Below are 16842 nucleotides of genomic sequence, written 5' to 3' on the forward strand. Positions count from 1 at the left end.
CCAACGGCTAGCGTGGCGCCATGACGTTGGACGACGTGATCACGCACTGCCTGGCCAAGCCCGGAGCCGAGGAGACCTACCCGTTCGGCGACGGCGAGCTGTGCTGCAAGGTCGGCGGCAAGATCTTCGCGTTCATCAGCCTGGACGGCGGCAGCGTCGGCGTGAAGTCGGGCGCCACCGCCGACGACGCGGGGCACTGGCGCGAGCTGTACCCGGACGACGTCACGGTCAGCCCCTACATCGGGCGCCACGGGTGGAACCGGGTGCGGCTCGGCGGTTCGGTCCCGGACGACGAGCTGCTCGAACTCCTCGACCTGTCCTACCGGCTCGTCGTGGCCAAGCTGCCCAAGTCCCAGCGGCCGTCGGCCTCCTGACGCGAAACGGCGCACCGGGGTTCGTCCCGATGCGCCGTTCGCCCGTCACCGGAGGTCAGCTGGTGATGTCCTTGCGCGCGAACTTCCGCGCCGCCAGCAGGCTGAAGAACGCACCGTACGCCAGCGCCGAGAACGTGCCCTTGGCCATCTCCGACCAGTCCACGTCCGACGACAGCAGGTCCGCCCACGCCAACGCGTAGTGCGTCGGCAGGTAGTCGCGCAGGCCTTCCAACGCGGTGATCTGGTCGAGGATCTGCGACACGATCGAGGCCAGCACCGCGCCGCCCACCGCGCCCAGCGGCGCGTCCGTGGACACCGACAGGTACAGCGCCAGCCCGGCCACCCAGAACAGGTGGATCGAGATGTAGACGACGGCCAGCGCCACCCCGTACACCCCGGCGCCGAACGACGCGGCCTCACCGGTCGGCGACACCGCCTCACCCGCCCCGTACCAGACCACGCCGACGGCCAGCGCCACCGCGGGCAGCAGCGCCAGCGCGAACACCGACATCAGCCCGGACGCGACCGCCTTGCGCCGCAGCAGCCGGTGCCGCGGGATCGGCGCGGCCAACAGGTACTTCAACGACGACCACGACGCCTCCGACGCGATCGTGTCGCCGAAGAACAGCGCCACGATCATCGGCAGCAGGAAGCTGCCGCTGACGAACAACGTCAGGATCACGAAGTTCACGCCGCTGGCCGTGGCCAGGTCGACGAACCCGCCCGACCGCCGGTTCGGCGACGCCTGCCCCAGCTCGAACGCCACCACCAGGATGAACGGCAGCAGCACCAGGAAACCCAGCACCAACTGCGTCCGCCTGCGGCGCAACTGCCGCACCAGCTCCACCCGCACCGGCAACGTCCGCGACGCCCGGTACCCGACCTTCGACCCGTCCGGCGCGACCGCCGAGTGCTCGGCCTCCGCGGCGTCCGTCAGATCGGAGATCGCGGCCGGATCGGTGTGCACACCGTTCTCGCTCATTCACCCACCAACTCGAGGAACGCGTCTTCCAACCGCCGGCGTGGACCGGCCTGGTCCACCGCCACGCCCGCCGCCACGAGCGCCTGCAGCGCCGACGCGCGAGGGGTGCCGTTGAGGCTCGCGTGGACCTGCTCGCCGTCCACGTGCACGTCGTGCACGCCGGACAGCCCGCGCAGCACGGTGGCCGCCTCGTCCGGCTGGTCGACCTTGAAGCTGGCCTCGCCGCCGCCCGTCGCGATCTCGTCCACCGGACCGGCCGCGACCAGTGAACCCTTGTGCATGACGACCACGTGGGTGCACGTCTGCTCGACCTCGGCGAGCAGGTGGGACGACACCAGCACGGTCCGCCCGGCCGCCGCGTAGCGGCGCAGCACCTCGCGCATCTGGTGGATCTGCGGCGGGTCGAGCCCGTTGGTCGGCTCGTCCAAGACCAGCAGGTCCGGCAGGCCGAGCATGGCCTGCGCGATCGCCAGCCGCTGCCGCATGCCCTGGCTGTAGGTCCGCACGCGCCGGTGTACGGCGTTGCCCAGGCCCGCGATCTCCAGGGCCTCCTCGACGTGCGCCTGCTCCAGCGGGCGACCGGTGGCCGCCCAGTACAGCCGCAGGTTCTCCGCGCCGGACAGGTGCGGCAGGAAGCCCGAGCCCTCGACGAACGACCCGATCCGCGACAGCACCGGCGCGCCGGGGCTGACCCGGTGGCCGAACACCCTGATCCCGCCCTCGGTGGGTCGGATCAGGCCCATCAGCATCCGCAGGGTGGTGGTCTTGCCCGCGCCGTTGGGCCCGAGCAGGCCGAGCACCTGGCCGTGCTCCACCCGGAACGACAGGTCCTTCACCGCGACGAACCCGCCGGGGTAGGACTTGCTCAGGTTCTCGATCACCAGCGGCACGGATTCGAGCTCCGGGTCGACGTCCGCGGTCAGCCTGCGGCGGAACCACGCGATCACGGCCGCGATGACGCACGCGATGAGCACGATCGCGATGCCCCACAGCGCGCCGGTCGGCACCTCGCTGGTCGCGTTCACGCCCGGCACCACCGGCACCGACAGCGCGGGCGAGGCCAGCGAGATCCGGTACGCGGCGGGCTCGGCGGCGTTCGAGTACGCCATGTCGGTGGTCGACACGACGAGCTGCAACCGGTGGTCGGCCTCGACCGGGCGCACCGCGCCGGGCAGCGTCACGGTGACCTCGACCGGCGTGCCGTCGGCGGGCAGGTCCGTCACCCGCACCGGCGCGACGGCCGAGCCGGGCAGCGTCCGCACGCCGCTCGCGTCGGCGTCGTACAGCTTCACGAACAGCACCGCGCCCTCGGCGGGCACCGGCTGACCCGGCACGGCGGCCACCCGCAGCCGCACCGTGGACGCGCCGGTCAGCAGCGTCTGCGCGGTCTGCGGCTCGCTCTGGAACACCGCCGCCTGGCCGGGCAGGTCGATCGACAGCCGCGACGACAGCGAGCTGGACCGCGACACCACCGACCCGAGGCCGGGCAGGCTGGACACCGCCGCCGGGTTGCCGCCCGCCGGGTTCACCACCACCTGCTCGCGGCCGGTCAAGGGCACGTCACGCCGTTCCACGACCGAGCCGGCCAGGCCCGGGTAGCTCGGCGCGATCACGTTGCGCAACGACGGCGACCCGCTGCTGCGGAACGCGCCGACCACGGTGTACTCGAAGCTCGTGCCGGGGTCGGTGCCCTCGCCCGCCAGGTGGAACGCCATCCAGTCGGCGATCTGCCCGCGCAGCTCGGGGCCGGGCGAGCCGCCGTCGTGGCCGCCGGAGTACCAGACGACCTTGACCTTGGCGCCGTTCGCGGCGATCTGGCGGGCGTTGGCGTCGGCCTGGTCGAGGCCGAACAGGGTGTCCTGCTCGCCCTGGACCAGCAGCGTCGGCTGGGTGATCTGGTCCGCCACGGTCGACGGCGACGCGCGGCGCAGCACCTCCAGGGTCTGCGGGCCGGCCTTGCCGGTGGTCGCGACCTCGGTGTACGCGGCGCACACGTCGGCCTGGAAGCGGCCGCACGCGCCGTTGACCGGTCCGACGGGCCGGGCGTCGCCCTGCTGCTGGGGCGGCGCGGTGACCGCGGCGGCGGCGCTGTCCACGCCCCGGTCGTCGTCATCGTCCTGACCTGGCTCGGAGGCCTCCTGGCCGGGATTGGTCACGTCCGCGCCGGACAAGCCGGCGGAGAAGAAGATGCCCGCCCACGACCGCTTGAACACGCCCTCGTCGGCGAACGCGTTGGCCGCCGGGGTGGCGGTCGGCACGTCGCCGGTGCTCGCCGAGTTCGGCAGCAGGGCCTGGGCCAGGTCGTTGTAGGTGATGACGGGGGCGATGGTGTCGACCCGCGGGTCCACGCCCGCCAGCGACAGGGCGAGCGCGCCGCCGTACGAGCCGCCGGTCACACCCACCTTCGGGTCCCCGGCGCCGTCGGTGACCACCTCCGCGCGGGTGGCCAGCCAGTCGAGCAGCTTCTGCGCGTCGCGGACCTCGTGGTCGAGCGAGTTCAGCGCGATCTGGCCGGTGCTGCGGCCGAAGCCGCGCGCCGAGTAGGCCAGCACGACGAACCCGCGGCGGGCCAGCTCGGTGGCCTGGGAGTCCACGCTCGCCTTGCTGCCGCCGAAGCCGTGCGGCAGCAGGACGGCGGGTGCGGGTGTGCGTTCGGGCAGGTACAGGGTGGTGTCGATCTGCACGGTGCGGTCGCTGTCCGGACTTTCCGGCACGTCGATCACCGCGTCGCGGGTGCTCACCGGGGCGGGGTCGTCCCCCTGGCGCGTGAAGACCACGATGGCGCCCACCAGGGCGACCAGCACGACCAGCGCGGGGAGCGACCACCTACCGCGGAGGCGGTTGAGGGAGGCCACGGAGTTGACCATAGGCGTGATTAGCTGAGAACGGGCTGTCAGCACGGCGTCGCGCTCTCAGCGGAACCCGCTGGTTCCGGCGGCCCGGTCGGGTGCCTCTGATCACCTCCGCTGGCGCGAGACCGCATTCATGCGTGAGACTGTGTAGGCGTGGAGGGGAGTACTCCCTCGCGGCGGTGTCGTCAGCACGGAGCCTGGCGTGAGGTTCCCGGTGCCGCCGGTCGGTCGTTCAAAGCCGGCGGAGGAGACCTCCGGTCATTGGCGTGCGCGCGATGCACCGGAGGGTTAATCAATGTCTGTACCCGTGTGGCTGTGGCTCGCCACGATCGCCGGCCTGGTGGTCCTCTTGGCCATCGACCTCTTCATCGTCGACCGCAAACCGCACGAGGTCACCATCGGCGAAGCCGCCCGGTGGGTCACGTTCTACGTGGGCGTCGCGGTGCTGTTCGGTCTCGGCATCTGGTTCTGGTCGGGTGGTGTCTACGCCGGTGAGTTCTTCGCCGGGTACATCACCGAGTACTCGCTGAGCGTCGACAACCTGTTCATCTTCTTGATCATCATGACCACCTTCAAGGTGCCCGCGATCCACCAGCACAGGGTGCTGCTGATCGGCATCCTCATGGCGCTGGTCATGCGCGGCATCTTCATCGCCGTCGGCGCGGCGGTCATCGCGCAGTTCAGCTGGGTCTTCTACCTCTTCGGCGCGTTCCTCATCTACACCGGCTACAAGCTGGCGCGCACGGACCACGACGAGGAGGAAGAGGAGTACAAGGAGAACGTCGCGCTCAAGGTCGTCCGCAAGGTCTACCCGGTGACGGACACCTACCAGGGCTCGAAGTCGTTCGTGAAGATCGACGGCCGCCGGTTCGTCACGCCGATGTTCATCGTCATCGTCGCCATCGGCACCACGGACCTGCTGTTCGCGCTCGACTCCATCCCGGCGATCTTCGGCCTGACCAAGGAGCCGTTCCTGGTCTTCACCGCGAACGCGTTCGCGCTGATGGGCCTGCGCCAGCTGTACTTCCTGCTCGGCGGCCTGCTGAACAAGCTGGTGTACCTGTCGATCGGCCTGTCGGTGATCCTGGGGTTCATCGGCGTGAAGCTGATCCTGGAGGCGCTGCACACCAACTCGCTGCCGTTCCTCAACGGCGGTGAGCCGCTGCACGTGCCGACCATCGGCATCGAGGTGTCGCTGTCGGTGATCATCGGCGTGCTGGCCATCACCACGATCGCCAGCCTGGTCAAGGTGCGGCGGAACCCGGAAGCGGTGAAGCAGGTCCCCGCTCCCAGCGACCACGTGTGAGCATCTGTGAGCGTCAAAATCTCGTGAGCCTTGCTAATAATCGTTGGGGTAACGTGCTGAAGCGTGCGCCCCGATGACTTGCAGTCGTTGACCCAGCCCGGCTCCGTGTCGGTGCGTGGGGACCTCGTCCTGGTGAACGTCTCCACCCCGGACGTCACCGCGAACGCCTACCGGGGCGGCCTGCACCGGGTCGCCCTGGACGGCAGCGGCACGAGGCGTTGGACGTGGGTGGAACGCGACCTGGCACCCCGGATCTCCCCGGACGGCCGCTGGGTCGCGTTCCTGCGCGTCACCGAGCGCGGCAAGCCACCGCAGCTGCACGTGATGCCGTCCGACGGCGGCGAGGCGCGTGCGCTCACCGACCTCAAGCTCGGCGCGGGCGTGCCGGTGTGGGCGCCGGACTCGCGGCGGCTCGCGTTCACCTCGCGGGTTCCCGAACCCGGCCGCTACGGCGCGCCGCCCGTCACGGGCGGTGAGGCGCCGACACCGGACGCCGAGGCGCCGCGGCACATCACCCGGCTCGACTACCGGGTGGACGACGTCGGCTTCACCACCGACCGGCACGCGCGGCTGTTCACCGTCGACGCGCTCGACCCGGACGCCGAGCCGGTGGAGCTGACCGACGGCACGTTCTCCGCCCTGGACCCCACCTGGACGACCGACGGCGAGGCCGTGCTGTTCCTGGCCGAGCGCGACCTCGGCGCGGCCGAGTCGTTCAACAACGACGTCTACCGCGTGGCCGCGGCGGGCGGCGAGCCCGAGCTGGTCGTGCAGACCCCGGGCTGGGCCGCGTACCCGGTCGCGCTGCCCGACGGCGGCGTGCTGTTCTACTCGCCGGAGCAGGCGCCGCGCGCGGCCGCCGTCGCCCGGAACATGAGCCTGTGGCGGTTCGACGGCGAGGGCCTCACCCGGCTCACCGACATGGAGACCGTCGACTGCGAGAAGGCCGCCGGTGCGCCGGTGGTGACGGACGCGGGCGTGCTCGTGGCGGTCCGCAACCGGGGCGCCGTCGAGCTGCGCCGCGTGCCGCTGGACGCCGACAACGCCGTGCTGGCCGACCTGGAGCTGCTCGCGGGCGAGCAGGCCGAGGTGAAGTCGTTCGCCGCCGACGGTGACCGGATCGTGGCCGTGGTGACCACTTCGGACAACACCGGCGAGGTCGAGCTGGTCGGCGGCGGCACGCTGACGGACTTCGGCTCGACCGTGCCGCTGCGGCCGTCGGTCGAGCTGACCGGTACCGCGCCGGACGGCTACCCGGTGCACGGGTGGGTCGTGCTGCCCGAGGGCGAAGGGCCGCACCCGGTGCTGCTGGCCGTGCACGGCGGCCCGTTCATGTACCACGGCTGGGGCTTCTTCGACGAGGCGCAGGTGTACGCCGCGGCCGGTTACGCGGTCGTGCTGCCCAACCCGCGCGGATCGGCCGGGTACGGCCAGGCGCACGGCCAGGCCGTGATCGGCGGGTTCGGCACGGTCGACGTGGACGACATCCTCGCCGTGCTGGACCTCGCGCTGGAGCGCCCCGAGCTCGACGCGGGCCGGGTCGGCGTGATGGGCGGCTCCTACGGCGGCTTCATGACGTCCTGGCTGGCCGCGCACCACGGCGAGCGGTTCCGCGCCGCGTGGAGCGAGCGCGCCGTCAACGCGTGGGACTCGTTCTCCGGGTCGTCGGACATCGGTTGGTTCTTCACCGACGCCTACTGCGGGCCGGGTCTGGAGGCGCAGCGCGCCATGAGCCCGCTGACCTACGCCGAGAAGATCTCCCTGCCGTTCATGGTGGTGCACTCCGAGCACGACTGGCGGTGCCCGCTGGAGCAGGCGCAGCGGATGTTCGTCGCACTGCGCCGCAACGGGGTCGAGGCCGAGATGCTGGTGTTCCCCGGCGAGGGGCACGAGCTGACCCGCTCGGGCAAGCCGCGCCACCGGGCGCAGCGGTTCGCGCACGTCCTCGACTGGTGGGCGCGCCACCTGTCCTGAGCTCACCTGTCCTGATGACCGCCCGGCCCGGCGTCACCTGATCGGCCACTTGGCCGGAAACCGGTCGGAATCCCGGATCTTCCTCCTCCGCGAGCGGCACACTGGTTCCTCGCGGAGGAGGTCGAACGAGATGGCGATCCCATCAGGCTGGCCCACCGGCACCTACCTGGAGACGGTGTCCGCCGCCGGTCGCGCGGCGCTGCTGCGACTCGGCGTGCAGAAGGTGTTCCGGCGCGGCGAGGCGCTGGTGCGCGAGGGCGAGCGGTCCGACCACGTGATCCTGCTCGTCCAAGGGCTCGTCAAAGCGACGGTGACGCTGGAGAACGGGCGGGTCGCGCTGCTCAACGTCAAAGTCGGTGGCGACGTGGTCGGCGAGATGGCGTTCCTGACCGGCAAACCGCGCTCGGCGACGGTGACCGCGTGCGTCGACACCCGCACGCGGGTGATCAGCGCCGCGCAGTTCACCGACTACCTCACCCGGTTCCCGGCCGCCCACTTCGACCTGGACAAGATGATCCTGCGCACGCTGGAGTGGGGCGAGCAGCGGCGGATGGACTTCAACGGCTACCCGGCGTCCGTGCGGCTGGCCCGCGTGCTGGCCTACCTCACCGACGCCTACGGCCACCAGGGCGGTGACGGCATCGCGTTGAAGCTCAACCTGACCCAGGGCGAGATCGGGTCGCTCGTCGGCGTGGAAGAGGACACCGCGCGCCGGGAGTTCCGCACCCTGCGCGACCGCGGTGTGATCACCATGGGGTACCGGACCACCACGATCGTGGACCGGGACGTGCTGCGGAAGATCGCCGAGCTCTGACTCACCCGATCCGGCAACGGGAAACCCGGTGATCGCCCTACTTCCGGGCGCGGACCGACGCGATGCTCCTGGTGTGACGTTGGAAATGGTGACGCCCCTCCACGGACTGGTCTACCGCCTCGTGGTGGCCGTGGACATCGAGGGCTACAGCAAGCTCGACGCGCTGGACCAGTCGCTGGTCCAGTCCCGGCTGAGCGACGTGCTGGACGTGGCCGCCCGCAAGGCCGGGCTGGACCGCGACCTGTGGTACCGGCAGGTGCGCGGCGACGGCGAACTGGCCGTGCTGCCCACCGACGCCGACGCCGCGTGGGTGGTCGCCCACTTCACCGAGCAGCTCACCGAGGCGTTGGCCGACCTGCGCCGGGCGGGCACACCGCTGCGGATGCGCGTGGCCATGCACTGCGGCCCGCTCACCGCCGGCGCGTTCGGCCTGGTCGGCGACGCCCCGATCGTGACCTGCCGGCTGCTCGACGCCAAGGTGGTCCGCGACGCGCTGGCCACCGCCGACGACGACTTGGTGCTGGTGATCTCGCAGCAACTGCACGACGACGTGGTGCGCACCCGGTTCCACGACCTCGACCCGTCCCGGTTCCGCCCGACCCGCTTCAGGGTGAAGAAGCAGGTGTACTCGGGCTACCTGTGCGCCGGCGCGCCCAGGCGCGGTTGGCCGAATGGCTAGTGCCCGTCACGGCACTAGCGGACGGCGGCGTGGTTGCGGCACGCTCTGGCGATGCAGTGGACCGTGCGGGCCGGACGGCCCGACGACGCGCCCGAGATCGCCAGGATCAACGTGGACGCGTGGCAGCACTCGTACCGCGGGATAGTGGACGACCCGGTGCTGGACCGGATGCTGCCGGAGAGCAGGCTGCCCGCGTGGGCGCGCGTGCTGCGGCTGCCCGAACCGAGTCGGGTGTTCGTCGCGGTCGACGAGGGCACCGGCCGCATCGGCGCGTACTGCGCCGTCGACGCGGTCCGCGAGTCCAAGGACGCGCACCCCGACCTGCACACCGGTGAGCTGGTGGCGATCTACGCCGACCCCCGCTACCACGGGCAGGGCGCGGGCCACGAGGTGCACGAGGCCGGGCTGCGGCACCTGATGGAGCAGGGCTTCCGGTACGCCGTCCTGTGGGTGTTCCAGGACAACGCCCGCAGCCGCGGGTTCTACGAGTCGCACGGCTGGCGACACGACGGGCTGGTGCACTGCTACGAACTGGGCGACCAGGAGCTGCCCGAGGTCCGCTACGGCCGGTTCCTCCCGGCACCGCGACGACGCGGCCTGCCGAGCCGGGTGTAGGTCAGCCGAGCAGGGTGTAGTTCAGCTCCTCGCACACCCGCGCCAGCGGCAGGTCGAGGCCGGGGTGCTCCAACGGCAGCAGCACGTCCGGCGAGGCGGGCAGCCCGGTGCCGCCCGGCGGGTCCCACAAGCACACCGCCGGGTCGCCGGAGTCCATCGAGGAGCGGTACCACAGGCCGTCCAGCTCGGGGTAGGCCGCGCGGATCGCCCGCGCCCACTGCTGGGTGATCGCCTTGGGGCCCGAGCTGATCTCCTGCGACGCGCCGGCCCGGGTCGGCCACAGGCCGGTGAGGTCGAGCAGCCGCAACGTCCGCCGCGGGCGCAGCACCACCAGGAACGGGCTGCGCGTGCGGCGGTCCACCACCGACGTCGCCTGGAACACCTCGGCCACCGACGTCCGCACGGTCAGGCCGAAGTACAGCACCCCCTGGTCGTGGGCGTGCGTGGGCGAGCCGTCAGGACCGGGCGGCTGGGTGTCGAACCGGGCGTGCGGCAGCGGGCCGGTGTAGCGGAAGCTGTTCCACCGCTGCGGGTGCAGCCCCTTCGCGGCGAAGACGCGCACCAGCCGGGTGGCCCGGTGCACCGCCACCACGTCCTCGGTGCGGCGCAGGTTCGCCTGGAGCACAGCGGGAGAGGGCGGCTGGGGTAGCCGTGACATGCGTGTCCAAGGTTCTCGGCGACGGGGGTCGGCGACCGGTCAGGCGGGCGTGCCCAACTGCTCGGCCAGCGCCGCCACGCGGCGGGGTTCACCGCCGGCCAGCAGCCACTCGCGCGGCGTCGTGGGCGCGCCGTCCACCACCAGGTCCTCCTGCTCGGTCGTCATGAACCCGGCGACCACGAGCGCGGGCTGGTCCGGTGGCACGGCCGCGAGCACGGCCTCCAGCCCCGGCAGCACCCCGGCGCCCGCGAACTGCCAGGCGGGCAGCCGCCAGCTGCCCCGGTCCTTCCAACCGACCAGCCTGCCGACGCCGAGCCGGTGCCGGATGCGGCTGGTGTCCACGCCCAGCTGCCGGGCGGCCTCGGCGACGGTCAGCGCCGAGTCGCGCAGCACGGCGTGCGCCACCACGGTCCGCGCGCGGCCCTGGTCGTCGGTGACGCGGTGCGGGCTCAGGTCGAGGCCCACGTCCTCCAGCGCGTCGCGTTGGTCGGGTGGGAAGTAGCTCGCCGGATCCGGGTGTGGTGGGGCCAGCTTCTTCGCCGCGTCGGCCACGAGCGACAGGAATTCGTCGGGGGTGACCTGCAGACCTGCCTTGGCCAACACCGCCTCCAGCGCGGGACTCATGCGCACAGGGTATCCCGGGCGTGCGCTTCTGTGCGCATAGGTAACCCGATCGTCGGACCGCGTAGACAGAGTGCGCACACTTAGCGACTCTACGTAAACGAACGAGGTCGAGCACAGTGACCTCGGCCTCATTCGAGGGCGGCGGCGATGCCGCCGGCGCGCGGAGAGGTGACGGCCGCGATCAGCGTGATCACGGCCGTCGTGCGTGCTCGCGGAACTGACGGTCAGGCGCCGCCGGTGATCAGCGCGACCGCGCGCTCGCGGGTCGCCTCGTCCACCTCGCCGAGCCGGAAACCGCGGGCGACGATGTGCGCCACCAGGTCCGGCTCCGGCGGCAGGCCGTGCTTGCGCAGGTAGTGCGGCACCGCGCCGGCCCAGATCCAGGCGCCGTCGGTGCGGAAGTTCAGCGGCACGTCCTGGTCACCGGGGATGAACTCGTCCGCGTCCAGGTGGCGTGCGGCCAGCACGACCGGCGCCGCCTCCAGGTAGGTCAGCAGCGCGTCGGCCAGCTGGGGGTCGAGCAGCTGCCGGTTCACCACCGGGCGGCCTTCCTCGTCCCGGCCGTCGTAGACGTGCGCGGTGCGCAGTTCGCCGTCCTGCGGTGGCCGCGGGGTCTCGGGCTCGGGTTCGCTCGGCGGGTCGGGCAGCGGCGGCAGACCGACGCGCTGGCGCAGCCACGGCGGGATCCGGTCGTCCTGCCGGGGGAACGTGCGCAGCTCGTCCTGGAAGCCGATCACCGGTGGCGCGTTGCGCCAGCGCGGCTCCTCGTCGGCGTTGAAGTCGACCGAGAACGCGGCCGGCGCCTCGATCTCGTACACCGCGCTCAGCCACGTGCCGCGCACCGGCTCGTACATCCCGGCCCGCAACTGCCCGAAGAGCTGGACCACGTCCATCGGCGGGCGCACCGGCCGCCACTGCCCGTCAGAGCCCGCGAACGCCAGGTCCACCTCGATGTGCCGACCGGCCGCCCGGTACTCCGCCCGGATCCGCTGCCAGCCGGGCGGCAGGGCGGGGAGCATGGCGCGGCCGATCTGCTTGACGAGCTGGTTCTGCTCCTGCTCGGTCAGCGGTGTGGCTGGCTGGCTCATGCGTCGAACACCCCTTTGGCTCCCCCCGGACACGGTGCGCTGATCTTAACGGCCACGACACGCCCCCGTGGTCCGCTTGGGTGAGTCGCCAGGTCAGCGGGTAGCGCCGCGGTCCACCAGCAGGCTCTCGGGTCTTGCGGTGACCCGGGTGGCGCGTGGCCCGCACCCGGGATCACCCTCATCCGTCCGACTCGGCCACCAGGCGCAGATCGGTCACCGGCAGCAGACCGCGTTCGCGCAGCGCGGTGAACGACGCCAGCATTCCGTCCACACCGCCCCGACGCGGCAGTCCGGCCTCGTCCACCAGGCGCGACAACTCGTCCGAGGTCAGGGGCCGGGGCACGCCGCGAAGCTCCACGGGCGCGGGCACGTCGGCGGCACGCCGTTCGGCGGCCAGCGCGTGCGCGGCGACCCAGCGGACCTCGCCGAACAGCAGCGGGATGCTGATCAGGTCCGGTGTGTCGTCGGCCAGCAACTCCTCCACGACGGGCAGCAGGCGTGGATCACCGCCGGGCTCCTGCGCCAGCACGCCCAGCATGGTGGAGCGCTGGTGCGCGTCCGGCGACTTCAGGACGTCGATGATCTCGGCGATCTCGTCACTGGTGGCCATGCCCGTTCCCCTCAGTCTGCCCGGTAGCGGCGAACCGCCTCGACGACGTCCGCCAGGCGCGCCGGGGACGACAGGCCGAGCCTCTCGGCCACCCTGCCGCCGATCTCCACCCGGCTCTCCGCCCGCTCCTGCCAACGCGGGTAGTTCGAGTGCTCGGCCATGGGGAGGCCGTCGACCACCATGTGGTCGCGACCCTCCGCCCTCCGGTCGGCGACCGCGGCCAACGACCTCGACATCGGGACCTGGCCATTGGTCAGTTCCTCGACCTTGTGCGCGAGGAAGTCGTATTCCTCTTCCAGAGCGCCGCGGTGCGCCTCCAGGTAAGCCCTGTCGTGGTCGGAGCGCCACGCGGCCCGCTGAGCCGTCGACATCTCGTCGTAGTTGCGGCCGAGGTGGTCGAACCCGGTGCGGTCGCCGATATCCCGCAGTCGCCGCTGTTCAGCCGCCTCGTGCGCGATGAACTGCGCGTCCATCACCGAGCCACGCCCCGACGTGAGCCTGCGCCACGCCGAGTAGTTGTCGTGGCTCATCGCGATACCAGGGCTGTCGAACAGGTACTTCTTGATCGACCTGATGGTCTCCGGGTCGACGTCGAGGCCCAGGCGGTCGAGTTCACGCCGCATGCGGTTGGTGTCGTTGACGTCCAACAGGTTCCGGCGGGCCGTGTCGATCTCGTCGGGTGTCCACGGGTCACCGGTAGCGGGGTTGTCGCCCCACTTGTGCTGGTCGTACAGACCTCGCCGGCCGCGATCAGCCGCGCCGTCGGCGTCGGTGTGGTCGGTGCGGTGGCTGTCGGGGGTGTTGGGTGCGTAGCCGTCGTCGCCGGTGCGGCTGGTGGTGCCGTCGGGGCGGTGGGTGTGCCATTCGCCGTTGGGTGGGATTTTGGGTTGGCGGTTGCCGTCGGGGCCGATTTCGGCGTCGCTGGTGTAGACGCGGCCGTTGGTGTCGGTCCAGGCGGGTTTGGTGGGGGCGAGGACGTCGGCTCCGGTGTGGCGGGAGAGGCGGTTGGCGAAGTCGTTGGTGCCGGCGTCGCAGCCGATGAGGCGGATGGGGGTTTTGCCGTCCCAGCCGTTGCGTCGGAGCAGGTCGCCGTATTGCTCGGGGGTGTAGGTGTGGTTGCCGATGCGGGCGCGTCCGTCGGGGGTGACGTGCACGTCGGCGGTGAAGTAGCGGGGGTCGGGTGGGACGCGGTGGGGCAGGTCGCCCATGTCGGGGTCGCCCCGGTGGTGCGAGATGCCGGCGGGGGTGGTCTCGCCGTGGCGGGCGTGGGCCTGGTCGATGTCCGGCCGGTCACCGTCGGGGTTGGTGGGGTTGTCCTGGTCGGGCGAGTCGGTGTCGGACCGGTCGCCGTTCGGGGTGCTGTCGGCCGGTCGGTCGTTGTCCGATCGGTCGCTGTCGGGCCGGTCGTTGGTCGGCCGGTCGCTGTCGGGCCGGTTGGTGTTCGGGTCGGGGTCGCGCTGGGGCGGGGTCCACGCGTCGGGTTCCCGGCGCTGGGCGGGGACGCCGTCGGGGTCGCGGCGCGGAGGGAGTTGTGTGTCCGGGTCGCGGCGCGGCGCGGGGGTGTTGGTGTCGGGGTGCCGCTGGGGCGGCGGGCCGTCGAACGGCCGGTTCGGGGTGTGCGGCATCGGGCCGTCGCCGCCGCGGGGGCGGGTGAAGTCGGGGCTGCCGTCCCGCTGGTGTGGTGCGCCCGCGGGGCCGCGGTCGGGTGGGCCGTTGTGCGGGGTGTGCTGGGACGGGTTGGTGTGTGAGGGCCCGTTCGGCGAGTGCGGTCCGCTGGGTGAGTGCGGCGCGTTCGGGGAGTACGGGTGTGCGGGACCGTTGCGCGGCGCGTTGGGGCCCGCGGGTGGCGGACCGCCGTGTGGCGGTGGCGTCGGGCCGCCCTGAGGGCGGGCGTGGCCTGGACCGGTGTTGCCGGGGCCCGTGTTGCCGGGACCGGTTCCGGAAGGGCCGGTGTGGGGTGGGTTCGGGCTCGTGTGCGGGGTGCCCGGGCCGGTGTTGGGCGTGCTGGGCCCGTGGTGAGGCGTGTTGGGGCCGGTGTGTGGCGGACCGGCGTGCGACGGGTTCGTGCCCGACGGTCCGTGCGAGGACGGGCTGACGTGTTCCGGGCCGCGTGCGGTCGGGATGCCGGAGCCCAGGTCGCCTCGGCTGCCCGGGGTGCCGGTCCAGCCGCCACCGCCGCCCGGACGTGGGCCGCCGCCGCCTCCTGGCGTGCCGACGCCCGGTGAGCCCGCCGGCGGAGCGCCTCCGGTGCCGCCGGGGCCGGCTGGGGAAGTCTGCTGACCCGGGTTCGGGCCGCCGGTGTTGGGGTTGCCCGTGGTGGGAGCACCGGTGTGGGGCTGGTCGGGGCGTGGTGGCGCGTCGGGCGTCGCGGCGTTGGCCGCCGAGGTCTGGTCGAAGCGCGGCGGGGGAGCGGTGTTCGGCGCGCCGCCCGCGGACGGCGAACCGCCGCCGCTGCCACCGGGTGAACCACCGCCAGGGCCACCACTGCCAGAGCCGCCACCGTACGAACCGCTGCCGCCGGGGCTGCCGCTACCGGAGCCGCCACCGCTGCCGCCGCCGTACGAACCGCCGCCGGGATTGCCGCTGCCGCTGCCGTACGAACCGCCGCCGGGGTTGCCGCTGCCGGGGCCGCCGCCACTGCCGCCACTGCCGTAGCTGCCGGGTGCGGGTTGTCCGCTGGGGCCGCCGCGGTGTTCGCCGATGGGGGAGTTGCCGTTGGGGCGGTGTTGGCCGGGTGTGGGGTTGGTGCCGGGGGTGGGGTTGCCCGGGGTGGGGGTGTTGCCGGGTGTCGGGCTGTTGTCGGGGTCGCCGCGGCCTGGGCGGTTGGTGGGTGGGGGGATGTCGGTGGGGTCGCCGCCGCGCGGTCGTGAGGTCGGGTCGGCGGTGGTGGTGCTCGAGGTGGAGGTGGTGTCGGCCGGGCGGTTGGACGGCGTGCCCGTGCCGGTGCCGTTGCTGGTGTTGGTGTCGGTGGTGGAGGGGTTGCCGGTGCCGGTGTCGCGGCCGGTGCCGTTCGGGCTGCTGTCGGGTGAGCCGTCCGTGCTGCTGCTGCCGGGGGTGTTGCCGGTGCCGGAGGGGGTGTCGAGGTCGGCGCGACCGGTCTGCAGGAAGCCGCCCGGCTTGATGTTGCTCGGGCTGAGCACGTCCAGGCCGGTGACCTTGCCGGCGAGTTTGCCGACCACCTTCATGATCTTCTCGAAGACCTCGACCAGACGCTTGAGCATCGGCGAGACCTTTTTGATCGTGTTCAGCAGGTCCTGGATGATCTTCGCGATCTTCGCGGCCCACTTCGAGATCGCGGTCACCGCCTGCGCCACGATCACCGGCGTGCCGAACCCCAGCGAGAACACCGCTTCCAGCACCCAGGCGATGAGCTTGCCGACCAGGTCGGCGATCAGGTCGCGCACCACCTCGCGCACGAACCCCACCACCATGCCCATCAGGCCCACGACCGTGCCCACCGTGCCCGCCGCCGACGCCGCACCGGTCAACGCGTCACCGTGGACCTTGGAGTTGGCGTGATAGGCCTCCGCCGCCGACCCGGTCCACCCCTCCGTGCCGCGCTGTACCCCCGAGGAGTACTCCTCGGCGATCCTGCCCAGCTCCTCGGCGACGTTGTTCCACGTCGTGGAGTAGGACTCGATCACCGGCGGGTCGCCGGCCAGCCAGTCCAGCATGTCCTTGAGCGGCTGCACGTGTTCCATCAGGAACGACGCCGCCGAGGACAACAACGTCCCGAACGGGTCGATCGCCATCGCCGCCGCGTCCGCGGCCAGGCCGACCATGCCCAGGCCGGCCTCGACCCAGTTGCCGTCCTTGATCCCGTTGAACGTGTCCATCGCCGACTCCGCGATGGAGATGCCGGTGGCCCAACCGTTGTCACCGGTACCGGCGTTGAAGAACGAACTCGACTCCGCGGGCGGGGCTTCGACCAGGGGGTTCTCGCCCGCCATCAGTCGCCGGCCTGGAAGCTGTCGCGGATCGCCTCTTCCATCTCGCGGTACTGGGTGACGGTGCCCTTTACCGCGGTGCCGGCAGCCGCCATCGCCTCCACGGCGCCCTGCAACGCGTCGAGCCCGTACTGCTCGACCGGGTCGAGCATCATCCGGAACGGCTGGCAGATGATGCCGTAGGCGTCGGTGGGCATGCTGACGGTCTTCGCCGCGTCCACCGCGCCCTGCAGCCGCGCGCTCAAGTCGTCCAGCTGCTTGCTGTGCGCTTCGAGCGTTTCCGCGACGATCTCGAAACCGGCCATGCGATCCCCCTGGA

At 72.1% G+C, this 16842-nt stretch carries 14 protein-coding genes; 6 read left to right on the forward strand and 8 right to left on the reverse strand.

Annotated features, from left to right (window positions below):
* Window positions 1–20: 20 nt before the first annotated feature.
* Entirely contained in the window at window positions 21–374 is a 354-nt protein-coding gene (locus A6A25_RS12380; RefSeq protein ID WP_073888710.1) for an MmcQ/YjbR family DNA-binding protein, read from the forward strand.
* 55 nt (window positions 375–429) lie between these two features.
* Here A6A25_RS12380 and A6A25_RS12385 read toward each other — a convergent pair whose 3' ends face one another.
* Together A6A25_RS12385 and A6A25_RS12390 are read right to left on the reverse strand one after the other, a co-directional pair.
* Entirely contained in the window at window positions 430–1356 is a 927-nt protein-coding gene (locus A6A25_RS12385; RefSeq protein ID WP_073888712.1) for an ABC transporter permease, read from the reverse strand.
* Window positions 1353–4211, reverse strand: a complete 2859-nt coding sequence (locus tag A6A25_RS12390; RefSeq protein ID WP_083668285.1) for an alpha/beta fold hydrolase — start codon at window positions 4209–4211, stop codon at window positions 1353–1355. The genes A6A25_RS12385 and A6A25_RS12390 overlap by 4 nt, the downstream gene beginning before the upstream one ends.
* A 292-nt stretch (window positions 4212–4503) precedes the next feature.
* On the opposite strand from A6A25_RS12390, the gene A6A25_RS12395 reads away from it, so the two are divergent.
* From A6A25_RS12395 to A6A25_RS12415, 5 genes are all read left to right on the forward strand, one after another.
* Window positions 4504–5514, forward strand: a complete 1011-nt coding sequence (locus A6A25_RS12395) for a TerC family protein (RefSeq protein ID WP_073888716.1) — start codon at window positions 4504–4506, stop codon at window positions 5512–5514.
* 63 nt (window positions 5515–5577) lie between these two features.
* Window positions 5578–7488, forward strand: coding sequence for a S9 family peptidase (locus tag A6A25_RS12400; protein ID WP_073888718.1), 1911 nt, complete (start codon window positions 5578–5580; stop codon window positions 7486–7488).
* A gap of 130 nt (window positions 7489–7618) precedes the next feature.
* On the forward strand, window positions 7619–8302 hold the full coding sequence (locus tag A6A25_RS12405; RefSeq protein ID WP_073888720.1) for a Crp/Fnr family transcriptional regulator: 684 nt from the start codon (window positions 7619–7621) through the stop codon (window positions 8300–8302).
* Between the two features lie 85 nt (window positions 8303–8387).
* Entirely contained in the window at window positions 8388–8981 is a 594-nt protein-coding gene (locus A6A25_RS12410) for a hypothetical protein (protein ID WP_073888722.1), read from the forward strand.
* A 51-nt stretch (window positions 8982–9032) separates the two neighbouring features.
* Entirely contained in the window at window positions 9033–9596 is a 564-nt protein-coding gene (locus tag A6A25_RS12415) for a GNAT family N-acetyltransferase (RefSeq protein ID WP_073888724.1), read from the forward strand.
* 1 nt (window position 9597) lies between these two features.
* Here the strand turns inward: A6A25_RS12415 and A6A25_RS12420 are convergent, their stop codons facing one another.
* From A6A25_RS12420 to A6A25_RS12445, 6 genes are all read right to left on the reverse strand, one after another.
* Window positions 9598–10254: an RES family NAD+ phosphorylase gene (locus A6A25_RS12420; RefSeq protein ID WP_073888726.1), complete on the reverse strand. Its 657-nt coding sequence runs from the start codon at window positions 10252–10254 to the stop codon at window positions 9598–9600.
* A gap of 39 nt (window positions 10255–10293) precedes the next feature.
* Window positions 10294–10878, reverse strand: coding sequence for a DNA-binding protein (locus tag A6A25_RS12425; protein WP_073888728.1), 585 nt, complete (start codon window positions 10876–10878; stop codon window positions 10294–10296).
* Window positions 10879–11102: 224 nt separating this feature from the next.
* Window positions 11103–11966, reverse strand: coding sequence for a hypothetical protein (locus tag A6A25_RS12430; RefSeq protein ID WP_073888730.1), 864 nt, complete (start codon window positions 11964–11966; stop codon window positions 11103–11105).
* Window positions 11967–12144: 178 nt separating this feature from the next.
* On the reverse strand, window positions 12145–12576 hold the full coding sequence (locus tag A6A25_RS12435) for a hypothetical protein (protein ID WP_073888732.1): 432 nt from the start codon (window positions 12574–12576) through the stop codon (window positions 12145–12147).
* A gap of 11 nt (window positions 12577–12587) precedes the next feature.
* The gene (locus A6A25_RS12440; RefSeq protein ID WP_073888734.1) at window positions 12588–16526 is read right to left on the reverse strand and encodes a WXG100 family type VII secretion target; all 3939 of its coding nucleotides are present in this window, start codon (window positions 16524–16526) and stop codon (window positions 12588–12590) included.
* Entirely contained in the window at window positions 16526–16828 is a 303-nt protein-coding gene (locus tag A6A25_RS12445; protein ID WP_073888736.1) for a type VII secretion target, read from the reverse strand. The genes A6A25_RS12440 and A6A25_RS12445 overlap by 1 nt, the downstream gene beginning before the upstream one ends.
* Window positions 16829–16842 lie beyond the last annotated feature (14 nt).

It is taken from the genome of Saccharothrix sp. CB00851, assembly GCF_001905065.1.
Taxonomy (GTDB): domain Bacteria; phylum Actinomycetota; class Actinomycetes; order Mycobacteriales; family Pseudonocardiaceae; genus Actinosynnema.

Excerpts from the sequence above, each read along its gene's own strand:
- A6A25_RS12380 (WP_073888710.1), top strand. The coding sequence starts at position 21 with ATGACGTTGGACGACGTGATCACGCACTGCCTGGCCAAGCCCGGAGCC.
- A6A25_RS12385 (WP_073888712.1), bottom strand. The coding sequence starts at position 1,356 with ATGAGCGAGAACGGTGTGCACACCGATCCGGCCGCGATCTCCGATCTG.
- A6A25_RS12395 (WP_073888716.1), top strand. The coding sequence starts at position 4,504 with ATGTCTGTACCCGTGTGGCTGTGGCTCGCCACGATCGCCGGCCTGGTG.
- A6A25_RS12405 (WP_073888720.1), top strand. The coding sequence starts at position 7,619 with ATGGCGATCCCATCAGGCTGGCCCACCGGCACCTACCTGGAGACGGTG.
- A6A25_RS12410 (WP_073888722.1), top strand. The coding sequence starts at position 8,388 with ATGGTGACGCCCCTCCACGGACTGGTCTACCGCCTCGTGGTGGCCGTG.
- A6A25_RS12415 (WP_073888724.1), top strand. The coding sequence starts at position 9,033 with ATGCAGTGGACCGTGCGGGCCGGACGGCCCGACGACGCGCCCGAGATC.
- A6A25_RS12420 (WP_073888726.1), bottom strand. The coding sequence starts at position 10,254 with ATGTCACGGCTACCCCAGCCGCCCTCTCCCGCTGTGCTCCAGGCGAAC.
- A6A25_RS12425 (WP_073888728.1), bottom strand. The coding sequence starts at position 10,878 with ATGAGTCCCGCGCTGGAGGCGGTGTTGGCCAAGGCAGGTCTGCAGGTC.
- A6A25_RS12430 (WP_073888730.1), bottom strand. The coding sequence starts at position 11,966 with ATGAGCCAGCCAGCCACACCGCTGACCGAGCAGGAGCAGAACCAGCTC.
- A6A25_RS12435 (WP_073888732.1), bottom strand. The coding sequence starts at position 12,576 with ATGGCCACCAGTGACGAGATCGCCGAGATCATCGACGTCCTGAAGTCG.
- A6A25_RS12440 (WP_073888734.1), bottom strand. The coding sequence starts at position 16,526 with ATGGCGGGCGAGAACCCCCTGGTCGAAGCCCCGCCCGCGGAGTCGAGT.
- A6A25_RS12445 (WP_073888736.1), bottom strand. The coding sequence starts at position 16,828 with ATGGCCGGTTTCGAGATCGTCGCGGAAACGCTCGAAGCGCACAGCAAG.